We start from the raw sequence: 12676 nt of genomic DNA, 5'->3' as shown, positions 1-12676 counted from the left end.
AGAAACAACAATAGATTCACTTCCAGAGCCAGATTTCATTCCGGTCCAATCATCATATGCTGTACAACTAGATGCTGTTGAGGACCATGTTAGTAGAATAGATTCTCCTTCTGTAACTAATAATTTATCAGAAGAAAAGGCAGAATAGATATTAGTGCTTAGAAATACTATCGTAAAAAAAAGAAAGTTCCTAACAGACCAAAAAGACATGCCTCTACTATAACTAAAAAAGTTTTATTTCTTTAGCTAAAATAGAAAAAAAATCTATACACTAATTAATGGTAGGTATGGGTAGGTGCTCCTGCGTAGGCTTTACACAAAAAAAAGAGGTTAATGCACGAGCAGAGATATAAATAAGGGGAAATATGCTGACAATATTCCGACACTATATGCCGACAAATATATCTCCTATGCCGACATTATTTATAAAATAGCCTTGAAAGGTTTATATAAAAGGCTTTATGAAATTGAGTGCCCCCTGAAGGATTCGAACCTTCGACCAAATGATTAAGAGTCATCTGCTCTACCAACTGAGCTAAGGAGGCATTTTAAAAATTATATCTTATATTTCTGTTGTTAATTGATTCATAGCTTATTATATGGAACAAAATATGGGATTATTTATTCATGAAAATTGCCTTTATTACTTTATGTGTATTAATTATCAATAGTTGCGCAACACTTAATATCACTAAGCCTGTGACCCTTTCTTCAGAGGCTATTCAAAAAGCTGAAATTGAGATTAATAACTATGTTCCCAAAAAAATTCTAAAAATGGAAAAGAAAGAACAGCTAAGAATTTTAAATACAGCAATTGGTAAGATTTTGCCCAGTAGTACGTGGTTTTGCAAAGAATATTCTAGAACCCCAGAACGATGTAAATTTATATTTAGAGTGGTAGAAAATAAAAAATTTAATGCTTTTTCCACAGAAACAGGAGGGATACCCACTGTTATAATTTATTCTGGAATTTTTGATAAAGTTACCACAGTAGAAGAAGTAGCTTTTATTGTTGCTCATGAGCTAGCCCATCATATTAATAGTCATCTAGATTTTGCAAAAAGAAATGCTTCAATAGGGAATCTAACTGGTCAGGTTTTAGGGATCGCCATAGTAGGAGTTGCAGCCCCTATTGCTGGCAGTGGAAGCGTTCTTGGAACAGTAATTGATTATGGAGCTTACGTTGGCGAGACGGTAGGAGAGACGATCGGAAAAAATTACTTTTACAGCGCTTTGCAAGAATCTGAAGCTGACTATACAGCTCTTTTAATCTTGCAAAATGCATGGCTAGATATGAATATTGCTAGAAACGCAATTTTAAAAGTAACTTTAAATAAAGAAACTGAAGATAGTTTTTTTAGAACTCATCCCTCCGGTCCTGATAGATTGGCTGGCTACGATTTTAATCTTAAAGAATTTAAAAAAGTCCATACTGACTTTATCAAAAATATTTGTGAAGATTTTAAAAATAAGAGGAAATTTTATCAACTCAAAAATTGTTTAAAATTAGTTAATTATGATGATGCTTCTCGAACAGATTATTTTTCTAGGATGCAAGAAACAATGAGAGGAGAAAGATTTAAACCTTCTTATATGATTATCCAATAAGAAATCAGAAATAATGACTATGCAAAGTCAGAGCAAAGAGAATTTAAAGTTGCTTTATCGACTTCCTTAGTTCGGACATTATATTTAGGATGATTTATACCTGCGTATAAGGATTGACCTTCTTTGAAAGATTCAATCATAGATTTAGTAAATTCAAACCTTAAAAAATGAACGGCAGATGTTTTCTCTTCATTTGATCGATCCATATCCTCATCCGCTACTGCAAATACTCTATCGCTTTCTCCAATTTGCATCCAAACTTTGTCTTCTACAAGATGCATTTCCTTTAAGCGTTGTCTTCTTAAATTTTCCTCAGGAAATTCAATAAGCATAGTAGCTTTTAAGTTTAATCCCGAAGGAATTAAAGGGTTATAAGCACTAAGCTCTTCTTGAATATCTTGTACTTCAAAAATTTTCTCTATTCGTAACATTTCCTGAACTTGGTACTGAATAGTTTCTCTATTTTCAAATAAAAGACTTACATTATCCCCAATTTGTATCAATCGATTCTTTTTTAAAAGAATAACGTCGGAACGCATTTTTTCACGCTGTTCGCTGTAGTCTTCTAAACTCAGTAAATCTTCTCTTTTTAAGGTCATTTTTTACTCCATTCCATAAGCTTTCTTTAACAATGATATAGGATGAGCGCTATCTGGCTTACTTTTTGAGACATGTTTAATCTGTTCTGCAGCCAAGGGGCAGTCACTTGTTAAGTAGTCAGGCTCTGCTTTATCAACTTTATTAGATACAGGTCTTGCTATTTTAACAGAATTCTTGTGAGTTTCTTTTTTCACTGCATAAGTTCCATCATGACCAGAACATCTTTCTATAGTTTCAACTTGTGTTTCAGGAATCATTTCAAGTAAGTTTTTTGTTTTAGGGCCTATATTTTGTACACGTTGATGACAGGCCACTTGATAGGAGATTTTACCTAGAGACGACTTAAAATCTTTTTCAAGCAGACCAGCTTCATCTCTGAAAGACAAGTATTCAAATGGATCAAATATATGTTTTTTAATGTTCTGAAGATCTTCATTCTCAGAAAAAATTAATGGTAATTCTTGTTTGAACATCAATACACAAGAAGGTACTAAAGAGATGACATCAAATCCTTGAGATATTTCTTTCAATAATAACGGTAGGTTATGTAGCATGGACTTTTCAACAGATTCCAAGTCCCCTAGGTCTAATTTTGGCATACCGCAGCATTTTTCATCTATCATGAATTTTACTTCTATATTGTTATGCTCAAGAACTGCTTTTAAATCATTAGCTATACCTGGTTCATTATTTCTGCAGTAACAGCCCGCAAATATAGATACTTTGCCAGTAGTTGGACCAGCTATTTTAGTTTCTTTAACAGGCCTGGGTGTATAATTTAAAACGGTTTTATCAAATTTTGGAAATGGTGCATCAGCATGAACTCCTAAGAGAGGAGCTATCTTTTTCTTAATTGAAGGGTTTTTCACGAACCAATCATAAGTGATATCTACTAAAGGGATTTTCATGACTTTCCCAAGGGTATCCGTTGAAGTCAATATTTTATCTCTGAATCTTTTCAGAAGAGATTTTTGTTTCTCTTTAAAGGCTATAGCTTTACCTCGTAACATAAGATGAGGAAAATCAATTGCCCAAGGATGCGGAGGAACATAAGGACATTTAGTTTGATAGCAAAGGTCGCACATGTAACATTCATCAACCACTTTTTGAAAATCTTCCTTGTCCACACTATCTAATTCATATGTTTTTGATTCATCAATTAAATCAAAGAGTGTTGGGAAAGATTCACATAGGCTGACACATCTTCTGCAAGTGTGACAAACATCATAAACTCTTTCAGATTCCTCTAGAAACTCATTCTTTTCATAAAATGACACATCTTTCCATTTCACAGGATTGCGAGTAGGGGCATCAAGACCCCCCTCTTTTTTTGAGAAAATATCTGACATAAGACTCTATCAAAGATACGTACCACGTATCTTTGATATAAATCTAATAAATTTAATTAAGCTCTTCTAAAGCTTTAGTGAAGCGGTTTGCATGAGATCTTTCAGCTTTAGCTAAAGTTTCAAACCAGTCTGCTATTTCATCAAAACCCTCATCTCTAGCAGTTTTTGCCATACCAGGATACATATCAGTGTATTCATGAGTTTCGCCTGCAACTGAAGCTTCAAGGTTTAACTTTGTTTCACCTATGGGTAGTCCAGTAGCAGGATCACCTGTTTCCTCAAGATATTCTAGATGACCATGCGCATGACCGGTTTCCCCTTCAGCTGTTGATCTAAAAACAGTCGCGACATCATTATGTCCTTCAACATCAGCTTTGGCAGCAAAGTAGAGATATCTTCTGTTTGCTTGAGATTCTCCAGCAAACGCATCTTTTAAATTTTGTTCAGTATCTGATCCTTTAAGTTCTGACATAAAGCCTCCTTGATTTCAAAAAAATGAATTGTACAACATACGGTAAGCTTAATTGGCCAATGAAATTAGTTATTAATGTAAGAATAATTCTCATTCAATAAATGAGAATATCAAACATTGGTACACAAATTAGTCTTAATTTATGTAAAATTTTATCAATGAATCTTGCTTTGCAATAAAGAAAACCATTGACGATATAATAATTATAAAAAGTAATGCTGCTATCATAATTTCATTATTTCTAATAAACTTGTCACTACTTTAATATAAATGTTATCTTTAAATGCTCTTTGCAATTGTTTATTAAAATGAGAATGATTCCGACTATCTTTATTAGTTGCATGTATTTTTTGAAATATAATCCTGCTGGAGGTGATGAGTGACAAAAGCACTTTATCCTGGAACTTTTGATCCAATAACTCTAGGTCATATAGATCTTATAGAAAGGGCTTTGAATTTATTTGATGAAGTCGTAGTTGCGGTAGCTTCAAGCCAAGCTAAAAAGCCTTTATTTTCAGAAGAAGAAAGAATCTCTCATATCCAAGAAATATTTAAAGGAAACCATCAAGTTAAGGTAATAGGTTTTACTGGATTGGTAGTAGATCTTGCTAGAAGCCAAGAAGTTATGGTCTTATTAAGAGGTTTGAGGGCTGTTTCAGATTTTGAGTATGAGTTCCAATTAGCCAATATGAATAGAGCTATGTTGCCAGAATTAGAGAGTGTATTTTTAACTCCAAAAGCGAAGTATTCCTTCTTGTCTTCCAGCCTAGTCAGAGAAATTGCTTCAATGGGGGGTGATGTGACGCCTTTTGTAGTGAAATCAGTAAAAGAAGCTTTGCAAAAACAGTTTAAGAAATGAAAACAGTATTATTGGCAGGAGGTTTAGGAACTCGGATATCTGAAGAAACAGATTTAAAACCAAAGCCAATGGTAGAGATCGGAGGCAAACCAATCCTGTGGCATATTATGAAGCTCTACCATTTTCACGGCGTAAACGAGTTTATTATTTGTTGTGGCTATAAGGGTGACATCATTAAAGAATATTTCTCTAATTATTTTCTCCATGGTTCTGACATTACTTTTGATTTGAGTAATAATTCTTTTGAAGTTCATCAAGAATATTCAGAACCATGGAAGGTGACTTGTGTTGATACAGGGCAAGATAGCATGACAGGAGGCAGATTAAAAAGAGTTGAGAAATATTTGGATGATGATGAGCCTTTTTGTATGACGTACGGAGATGGTTTATCTAATATAAATATAAAAGAGTTAATTAAATTTCATCAAAATAAAGGCTTAAAAGCTACTTTAACTGCTGCAATACCTCCCAGTAGATTCGGAGCTTTAACTTTAAAAGACGGGAAAGTTAAAACATTTGAGGAAAAACCGATTTCAGGACAAGGCAAAGTAAATGGAGGTTTTTTTGTTCTTTCTAAAGAGGTAATCAGTTTAATCAATGATGATCAAACTATCTGGGAAAGAGAGCCGCTAGAGAAATTAGCAAATGAAGGAGAATTGGGAGCGTTTGATTATGATGGTTTTTGGCAACCTATGGATACTCTTAGAGACAAGAAGTATTTGCAGGCTCTTTGGGATTCGGGAGATGCCCCATGGAAAGTTTGGTAATTTATACTTCTTAATATTTAAGTAAGTTTAAATTTTATATTGGATACTCCTATGAGTTTTGACAAAGATTTTTGGAGACAAAAGAAAGTATTTATAACTGGGCATACAGGTTTCAAAGGTGGTTGGTTAGCAGCTTTATTAAAATATCTTGAAGCGGATGTCTTAGGTTTTTCTCTTCCTGCTGAAGAGGAAAGCTTCTTTAATAAAACGAACATTAGAGCTTCACTTTCACATAACGAAGGCGATATAAGAAATCTTGATGATCTTATTGAACTTGAAAAAAATTTCTCTCCGGATATCTTGTTGCATTTAGCTGCTCAACCTCTTGTTATAAGATCTTATGAAGATCCGATAGAAACTTATTCTACAAATATCATGGGAACAGTAAATATTCTTGAGTTAATAAGACAAAGTCAGTCTATTAGATCTGGAGTAATCATTACAACTGACAAATGTTATGAAAATAATGATTTAGAAAGAGGTTATGTTGAATCTGACCCAATGGGTGGGCATGACCCATATAGTTCAAGCAAAGGAAGTGCTGAACTTGTGATAAGTTCTTATCAAAGGTCTTTCTTTTCTCAGGATCATTATAGTGAACATGGTAAAGCTATAGGTTCTGCACGTGCAGGGAATGTTGTAGGGGGTGGAGATTATGCAGAAAATAGACTTATACCTGATTTTGTAAGATCTATTGCTACAAAATCTTCTATGGAGATCAGGAGTCCCCATTCAACCCGTCCATGGCAGCATGTATTGGAGCCTCTTATTGGATATCTTATGGTGGGACAAAGATTATTTGAAAAAGGTCCTTCCTCTTCAGATTGTTGGAATTTTGGTCCTCAAAAGGATGATATTAGAAAAGTTTCAGAAGTAGCTGATTTATTCTGTAATTCATGGGGTGAAAGTTTGAGTTGGGTTTCTACTGATTCTGCAAAATATCATGAAGCCAAGAATCTTAGTTTAGATATAAATAAAGCAAAAGAAACGTTAGGATGGGAGCCCAAGTGGAATTTGAAAGAGACAATAGAAAAAGTAGTAGATTGGTATAAAGAAGAAATGTCTGGTAAGGATTCTTTGGATAAAACATTTAATCAAATAAGTGACTACTTAAATACTGATTCTTAAGAAAGATTTGAAAAATTTTCAGGCTTAGGTACAGTTCGATTCTTTTAAATATATAAAGCCAATAGTATGTATTTAATTTTAATAATTTAGAGAAATAAATATGAAAGATGAATTCCCGAGAGTTCCATATGGATGCACTGTTCATGGAGATGAAGAAATAGAGGCAGTGGTAGAGGTTCTTAAATCATCGACACAGATGGGTCCAAAAGTAAGTCTTTTTGAAGAAAGAATTTCTAGCTTGTTTGAAAAGGATCATGGCCTTATGGTTAATTCAGGTTCTTCGGCTTTATATCTAGCTATTGAGGCTTTGGGTTTAGAAGCTGGGTCTGAGGTTATAACTCCATCATTAACTTTTGCTACTACAGTTGCTTGTTTAGTTAAAAATAATTTAAAACCATCTTTTGTTGATGTTACAGAAAATACTTATTGCATAAATGAAGATGCAATTGAGGCAGCTATAACAAAAAGGACCAAAGCTATTCTAGCTCCAGACCTTTTAGGAAATTTATGTAATTGGAAGAATATAAGAGAAATAGCTGATAAGTATGGTTTATTAGTCTTACATGATTCTGCAGATACTTTGGGAGCTACTCTTAATGATGAGTATCCAGGAAAATATACAGATCTCTCTATAACTAGCTTTTATGGTTCTCATATAATAAATGGAGCAGGAAATGGAGGTATGTTATGTACTTCGGATGATGAAATTCTGAGAAAAACAAAACTCTTAAGATCATGGGGAAGAGCTTCTTCAATATTTCAAGATTCTGAATCAATTGAAAATAGATTTAAAGTACAGTTAGAAGGGATTCAGTATGATGCTAAGTTTGTTTTTGAAGAATTAGGATATCAATTAGAACCTTCTGAAATTAGTGCTGCATTTGGTTTAATACAATTAAATAAACTTAGTAAGAATTTAGAATTAAGACGTAAATATTTCAGTTTGCATAATGAATTTTTTAAAAACCATGAAGATCTTTTCATTTTACCCAGGGAAACTCCAGGAGCCTTTACAGGATGGTTGGCTTATCCATTGATAGTTAAAGAAAATGCTCATTTTAGTAGAACAGACCTTCAAATATTTTTGGAAGAAAGAAATATTCAGACCAGAGTAATTTTTACAGGAAATATTCTTAGGCAGCCAGGCTTTAAGGATTTAGACTGTATAGGAAAAGCTGATGATTTTGTAAATAGTGATGTTGTTATGAGAGGAGGGATTTTATTAGCATGTCATCATGGTTTAGACGATGACCTTTTAGGTCATGTGCATGATAGCATTAAAATATTTTTAGATAAAAACTAGGTTATCTTTCTTGTGAACAACTCAATTAATTGTCTAGATTTAAGAAAAACAGTCTTAGATATGGCTTTTAATGGTTCTACCGTTCATATTGCTTGCGCTTTTTCAATTATTGAAATTTTAGCCGTAATATATAGATCTCATCTTAGATATTCTTTTGAAGATAGAGAGGACCCCAATAGGGATTATTTAATTTTGAGTAAAGGGCATGGAGTTATGGCGCAATATGCCTGTATGAAAGAATTAGGTTGGCTTTCTTCAGAGGATATAAAAAATTATTTCTCAGATGGAACTTTATTAAAAGGCCTTTCTGATTCTAGAGTGCCAGGCTTAGAAGTTTCTTCGGGTTCCTTAGGTCATGGTCTCTCTGTTGCTGTTGGCTTAGCATTTGCTGCTAAGTTGAATGGCACTGATCAAAAAACTTATGTAGTTGTCGGTGATGGAGAATTAAATGAGGGTCCAATTTGGGAAGCTATTCAGTTTGCTGGCCATCATAAATTATCCAATTTAATGATCATAGTGGACAAAAATAATTTTCAAGCCATGGGCAAGACAAGTGAAATTATTAGACAAGATAATATTCAAAATCAAATTAAGTCATTTGAATTTTTAGTAAAAACTATAAATGGTCATGATGAAGATCTTATCAATCAAACCATAGTAAATTTATGGGACTCTAAAAGTGAAATGCCAAAAGGTATCGTAGCTGAAACGCTCAAAGGCAAAGGAATTTCTTTCATGGAAGATTCTAATGAATGGCATTATTCCCGATTAAATGAGAAATTATACAAAAAAGCTCTTGCGGAGTTGGAGGCCTTAAAATGAGAGAAGCACTTATGCAAGAGTTAGAAAGAATCGCCAAAAATGATTCAAAAGTTCTTCTATTGACCGGTGATCATGGAGCCACTCTTTTTGATAAATTTAGAAAATCTTTCCCAAGACAATATATAAATATGGGAATTGCAGAGCAAAATATGGTTGGAGTTGCCGCTGGTCTTAGTAGGGCAGGTTTTAAACCTTTTGTTTATGGTCTTAGCGCTTTTATCCCTATAAGAGTACTAGAGCAAATCAAGATTGATGTATGTCATGATAATCTACCAGTAATTTTTTTAGGAGATGGAGCAGGTTTTGTTTATAGCCATTTAGGAACAAGCCATCAATCTACCGAAGATATAGCAGTTACTAGGGTCATACCTAATTTATCAGTTTTATCTCCAGCTGATAAATTGGAAATGTCACAAAGTATAAAATTATCATATTCAAGTAATGCTCCGGTATATCTAAGGATTGGTAAATCTGATGCTGGAAATATTCATACAAAGGATGTTGCTTTTTCAATGGGAGACTTGATACCTATTAAAAAATCTAATGGAGATTTACATTTTATAGCTACTGGCTCTATGGTTAGTTTAGCTCAGAAACTTTGTAAAAAATTTGCAGGTTCTGGTTTATCTAGCGCTCCAAGCTTAAAGCCTATAAATTCCAACCAAGTGATAGATATTTGTAAAAATAATAAGAGGGTCGTTACTATAGAAGAGCATTCAGTGTATGGAGGGCTAGGGTCAATTATTGCTGAAATAATATCGCTTGAACCCCTAACAAAATTACACAGAATCGGAGTAAATGATAGGTTCTCAGAATTCTGTGGGTCTTATAATTATCTATTGAGAGAGCATGGATTAGATCTAATTTCTTTAGAATCAAATGTATTAGATTTTTTAGATTCTGATTCGTGATCTTTTATTTTATTGAACATTTCATATGAAGAATTTTTGGGATGTACACACATTAACCGGAAAAGCTAAAACAGCTTTTTTAGATCAAGGAAGTAAAATAATCCTTGTAGGGGGTAGCGGCTGGATTGGGCTTTCTACTCTAGATCTCTTACATAGATTTTTGCCCGATTTTTCCTCAAGAGTGTTTTGTTTTGGATCTTCAAAGAAAACTTTATGTCTGGCTAATGGAGTCCAGATCAAGCAAGATCCTATAGAGGATATAGAATTCTTACCTAAAGATAATTCTTACATTTTACTTAACTTTTCTTTCCTTACAAATGAAAGGTTATCTACAGAAATTAAAACAGAATATATCTCTACAAATCGCTTGATATCTGAAACTTTGTTTCTGCAAGCTCTTAAGAAGAAGATCAAGAAGGTTGTTACTATCTCTTCAGGAGCAGTGTATGACAATCAAGGAGATATATTTGATAACCTTGATGAAAATACTTATGGAGCTCTTAAGTATGAAGAGGAACTTAAATTCTCTAAATTAGCTGATGAGGGGGCTCTCGTTGTTATACCCAGAGTTTTTAATATATCAGGACCATATGTGAGTAAGATTCATTTATACATGTTTTCTTCATTAATAGATCAAGCTCTCCGAGGAGACACTTTAAAAATAAATTCTTCTAATAAAGTGATTAGATCTTTTATTTCTATTTCTGAACTTATGTCTGTTATTTTCTCTTTATTTTCTTCTCCACCTGTGTCTGAAATTAAAATTTTTGATACTGCAGGAAAGGAGAACTTTGAAATCTCAGATTTGGCAAAAAAAATCATAGATAGTATTAACCCTAAGGCAAAAATCGATAGGCCTTTAGTGGACCTTAATTTTCCTGAAGATGTATATGTGGGTAAGAGAAATGATTATTTGTCTTTAGTAGAACTTACAGATGTTGATGAAGTCTCTATTGATGATCAAATACTATGCGTTTCATCTTATTTGAAATCTATAAAGTAAAATAATGAAAAAGCATCCCAAAGTATCCATAATTTTATTAACTTACAATCAAGCTAATTATTTAAAAGATTGCATAGAAAGTGTTTTTTCGCAGTCCTATGAAGATTGGGAATTAATTATCAGTGATAACGGTTCTTCAGATGGGACTAAAGATATTTTAAAAGAATATATTTCTGATCCAAGAGTCAAAGTTTTGGCTTATGAATCTAATGAATTTGTTACTCTAAGGTCGAATCAAGCATTCAAAGAGTCCAGAGGTGAATTTATATCAATTCTTTATGGAGATGATTATTACTTACCCAATAAGCTAGAAGATCAACTAAATATCTTTAGGAATCTTTCTGAAGAATGGGGGGTGGTCCATGGACCTGGTTTCAGTCTTAATCAGGATACTAAGGTCCAGACTTTAGAAACTTCTCTAGAGGTTCATGGAGAAGCTTTAATTGAAATCCTGAAAAATTATTATTCAAAAGGGTTTATAAATCCGATCTCTCCTTTAGCAAGAAGAGAGTGCTTTGAGAGATATCCTTTTTATAATGATTTATTTACAGAAGGAGAGAGTATTTATATTAAATTTTCTTTAGCTTATAAATTTTTTTATTCATCCACCCCTTTAGTTGTTATGAGAGTGCATGAAAAGAATGCTCGATGGTTTTCTAAAAAGAATTTAGAAATTCAAGACCAGTGTTTAGAGAGATTAAGTCATATCCAAGATTTTCCTGACAATGGAACTAAAGCACTATTTAGGTTGAGGGCGCTTAACTACAGCATAGGCTCTTGGGAAAATATCAGACTTAGTGATTCTATGGATAAAGAGTATGTAAGGAAAAGGGTTTATAAAGCTATTAAACTTGATATTAAACAAATATTTAATTTAAGAAATTATCTTTCTTTGATAATTTCAACCTTTCCTGAATTGGGTAGAAAGTTTTTTAATCTAATTTTAGATAAACTGTCTGGTAAGGGTAGGTCTTTATATTTTGATGAAAGCTTTATAAATAAGGACTAATTATTGTTAATAGGTAAGCAAGAAGTATTATTTTTGGCATTTAGCACAATAAACTGAGCTTCTATTGGAAAGGCGGATTTCTTTGAGAATACTCTTGCATGCCAGACACTTTTCGCCGCCTCTACCATAAACTTGGAGATGTTGCTTGAAGTAGCCTGGCTTATTATCTGCTCCTCTAAAATCTTTGAGAGTTGTTCCTCCGTCATCAATGGCCTGACGTAATATAGTTTTGATTGAATTGGCCAAATCTTGGTACATTGATAAATTTATGGTTCCAGCCTTCTTCATTGGTTTTATTTTAGAAATAAATAAAGCTTCATTTGCATAAATATTTCCCACCCCGACAACAATTTTTGAATTCATGATAAAGTTTTTAATATTCACTTGTCTTTTTCGAGAAGCTTGATGAAGATATTCTCCTGAGAAATTATTTCCTAAAGGTTCAGGTCCTAAATTTATTAATAATGGATGAGATTCTGGAGATTTAGTCCATAGTATTGACCCAAAACGCCTTTGATCATTGAATCTTAGTAATGAATTATCTTCAAATTTTATATCAAAGTGGTCATGTTTCTGTATATGAGTTTCATAATCTAAAGCCTTTAAATAACCTGACATGCCCAAGTGAATAAGTAAATATCCATTCTTACTTTTTAGAATTAGGTATTTACCTCTTCTATGAATAGAAGTGAAAGATTCTTTCAAAAGGTTTTTTTCTAAAATTTTGGAAGGTATGGGCCATCTTAATTTAGATTTCCTAACTTCTATGCAGCTAATTTTCTTATTAAGAATAAAAGGTTCTATGCCTCTAAGAGTTGTCTCAACTTCAGGAAGCTCAGGCACAA

General features: G+C 33.1%; 14 protein-coding genes and 1 tRNA gene. 9 read left to right on the top strand and 6 right to left on the bottom strand.

The window, feature by feature from the left end; translation table 11 throughout:
- Together P8J93_06245 and P8J93_06240 are read right to left on the bottom strand one after the other, a co-directional pair.
- Positions 1-210: hypothetical protein (locus tag P8J93_06245; GenBank protein MDG2061395.1), on the bottom strand; the 210-nt coding region annotated here is incomplete at its 3' end.
- Between the two features lie 262 nt (positions 211-472).
- Positions 473-545, bottom strand: a tRNA-Lys gene (locus P8J93_06240).
- 82 nt (positions 546-627) lie between these two features.
- On the opposite strand from P8J93_06240, the gene P8J93_06235 reads away from it, so the two are divergent.
- Entirely contained in the window at positions 628-1608 is a 981-nt protein-coding gene (locus P8J93_06235; protein ID MDG2061394.1) for a M48 family metalloprotease, read from the top strand.
- 17 nt (positions 1609-1625) lie between these two features.
- Here the strand turns inward: P8J93_06235 and P8J93_06230 are convergent, their stop codons facing one another.
- From P8J93_06230 to P8J93_06220, 3 genes are read right to left on the bottom strand one after another with little or no spacing between them, the layout of a single operon-like run.
- Positions 1626-2207 (bottom strand): DUF3501 family protein, encoded by a 582-nt coding sequence (locus P8J93_06230; protein MDG2061393.1) that lies wholly within the window; start codon positions 2205-2207, stop codon positions 1626-1628.
- A 3-nt stretch (positions 2208-2210) separates the two neighbouring features.
- The gene (locus tag P8J93_06225) at positions 2211-3557 is read right to left on the bottom strand and encodes a heterodisulfide reductase-related iron-sulfur binding cluster (protein MDG2061392.1); all 1347 of its coding nucleotides are present in this window, start codon (positions 3555-3557) and stop codon (positions 2211-2213) included.
- Positions 3558-3609: 52 nt separating this feature from the next.
- Positions 3610-4029 (bottom strand): rubrerythrin family protein, encoded by a 420-nt coding sequence (locus tag P8J93_06220; GenBank protein MDG2061391.1) that lies wholly within the window; start codon positions 4027-4029, stop codon positions 3610-3612.
- A 379-nt stretch (positions 4030-4408) separates the two neighbouring features.
- Between P8J93_06220 and coaD the strand changes: the two genes are divergently transcribed.
- The 8 genes from coaD (at position 4409) to P8J93_06180 (ending at position 11831) form a co-directional block, all read left to right on the top strand.
- Positions 4409-4888 carry a pantetheine-phosphate adenylyltransferase gene (gene coaD / locus P8J93_06215; protein MDG2061390.1) on the top strand — a complete coding sequence of 160 codons (480 nt, stop codon included), beginning with the start codon at positions 4409-4411 and terminating at the stop codon, positions 4886-4888.
- The gene (rfbF, locus tag P8J93_06210; protein MDG2061389.1) at positions 4885-5655 is read left to right on the top strand and encodes a glucose-1-phosphate cytidylyltransferase; all 771 of its coding nucleotides are present in this window, start codon (positions 4885-4887) and stop codon (positions 5653-5655) included. Before coaD ends, rfbF begins: the two co-directional genes overlap by 4 nt.
- Before the next feature lie 51 nt (positions 5656-5706).
- Positions 5707-6783, top strand: coding sequence for a CDP-glucose 4,6-dehydratase (gene rfbG / locus P8J93_06205; protein ID MDG2061388.1), 1077 nt, complete (start codon positions 5707-5709; stop codon positions 6781-6783).
- A gap of 100 nt (positions 6784-6883) precedes the next feature.
- Positions 6884-8086: a DegT/DnrJ/EryC1/StrS family aminotransferase gene (locus P8J93_06200; protein ID MDG2061387.1), complete on the top strand. Its 1203-nt coding sequence runs from the start codon at positions 6884-6886 to the stop codon at positions 8084-8086.
- A gap of 60 nt (positions 8087-8146) precedes the next feature.
- Positions 8147-8908 carry a transketolase gene (locus P8J93_06195; GenBank protein MDG2061386.1) on the top strand — a complete coding sequence of 254 codons (762 nt, stop codon included), beginning with the start codon at positions 8147-8149 and terminating at the stop codon, positions 8906-8908.
- On the top strand, positions 8905-9819 hold the full coding sequence (locus P8J93_06190; GenBank protein MDG2061385.1) for a transketolase C-terminal domain-containing protein: 915 nt from the start codon (positions 8905-8907) through the stop codon (positions 9817-9819). Before P8J93_06195 ends, P8J93_06190 begins: the two co-directional genes overlap by 4 nt.
- Positions 9820-9844: 25 nt before the next feature.
- Positions 9845-10822 (top strand): NAD-dependent epimerase/dehydratase family protein, encoded by a 978-nt coding sequence (locus P8J93_06185; protein ID MDG2061384.1) that lies wholly within the window; start codon positions 9845-9847, stop codon positions 10820-10822.
- A gap of 4 nt (positions 10823-10826) precedes the next feature.
- Positions 10827-11831: a glycosyltransferase gene (locus tag P8J93_06180; GenBank protein MDG2061383.1), complete on the top strand. Its 1005-nt coding sequence runs from the start codon at positions 10827-10829 to the stop codon at positions 11829-11831.
- A 27-nt stretch (positions 11832-11858) separates the two neighbouring features.
- On the opposite strand, the gene mutM is transcribed toward P8J93_06180, so the two are convergent.
- A complete protein-coding gene (gene mutM / locus P8J93_06175) occupies positions 11859-12674 on the bottom strand; it encodes a bifunctional DNA-formamidopyrimidine glycosylase/DNA-(apurinic or apyrimidinic site) lyase (protein MDG2061382.1) in 816 nt (271 codons plus the stop codon).
- Between the last annotated feature and the right edge of the window lie 2 nt (positions 12675-12676).

The organism is SAR86 cluster bacterium, assembly GCA_029268615.1.
In the GTDB taxonomy this organism is placed as follows: domain Bacteria; phylum Pseudomonadota; class Gammaproteobacteria; order Magnimaribacterales; family Magnimaribacteraceae; genus JAQWNM01.
This window is presented reverse-complemented; position numbering and strand designations above follow the sequence as displayed.

Bases quoted from the DNA above. Each gene is read 5' to 3' on its own strand.
- P8J93_06190 (MDG2061385.1), top strand. From the start codon at position 8,905: ATGAGAGAAGCACTTATGCAAGAGTTAGAAAGAATCGCCAAAAATGAT.
- P8J93_06225 (MDG2061392.1), bottom strand. From the start codon at position 3,557: ATGTCAGATATTTTCTCAAAAAAAGAGGGGGGTCTTGATGCCCCTACT.
- P8J93_06180 (MDG2061383.1), top strand. From the start codon at position 10,827: ATGAAAAAGCATCCCAAAGTATCCATAATTTTATTAACTTACAATCAA.
- rfbG (MDG2061388.1), top strand. From the start codon at position 5,707: ATGAGTTTTGACAAAGATTTTTGGAGACAAAAGAAAGTATTTATAACT.
- P8J93_06230 (MDG2061393.1), bottom strand. From the start codon at position 2,207: ATGACCTTAAAAAGAGAAGATTTACTGAGTTTAGAAGACTACAGCGAA.
- P8J93_06220 (MDG2061391.1), bottom strand. From the start codon at position 4,029: ATGTCAGAACTTAAAGGATCAGATACTGAACAAAATTTAAAAGATGCG.
- P8J93_06235 (MDG2061394.1), top strand. From the start codon at position 628: ATGAAAATTGCCTTTATTACTTTATGTGTATTAATTATCAATAGTTGC.
- P8J93_06185 (MDG2061384.1), top strand. From the start codon at position 9,845: ATGAAGAATTTTTGGGATGTACACACATTAACCGGAAAAGCTAAAACA.
- P8J93_06195 (MDG2061386.1), top strand. From the start codon at position 8,147: ATGGCTTTTAATGGTTCTACCGTTCATATTGCTTGCGCTTTTTCAATT.
- P8J93_06200 (MDG2061387.1), top strand. From the start codon at position 6,884: ATGAAAGATGAATTCCCGAGAGTTCCATATGGATGCACTGTTCATGGA.
- rfbF (MDG2061389.1), top strand. From the start codon at position 4,885: ATGAAAACAGTATTATTGGCAGGAGGTTTAGGAACTCGGATATCTGAA.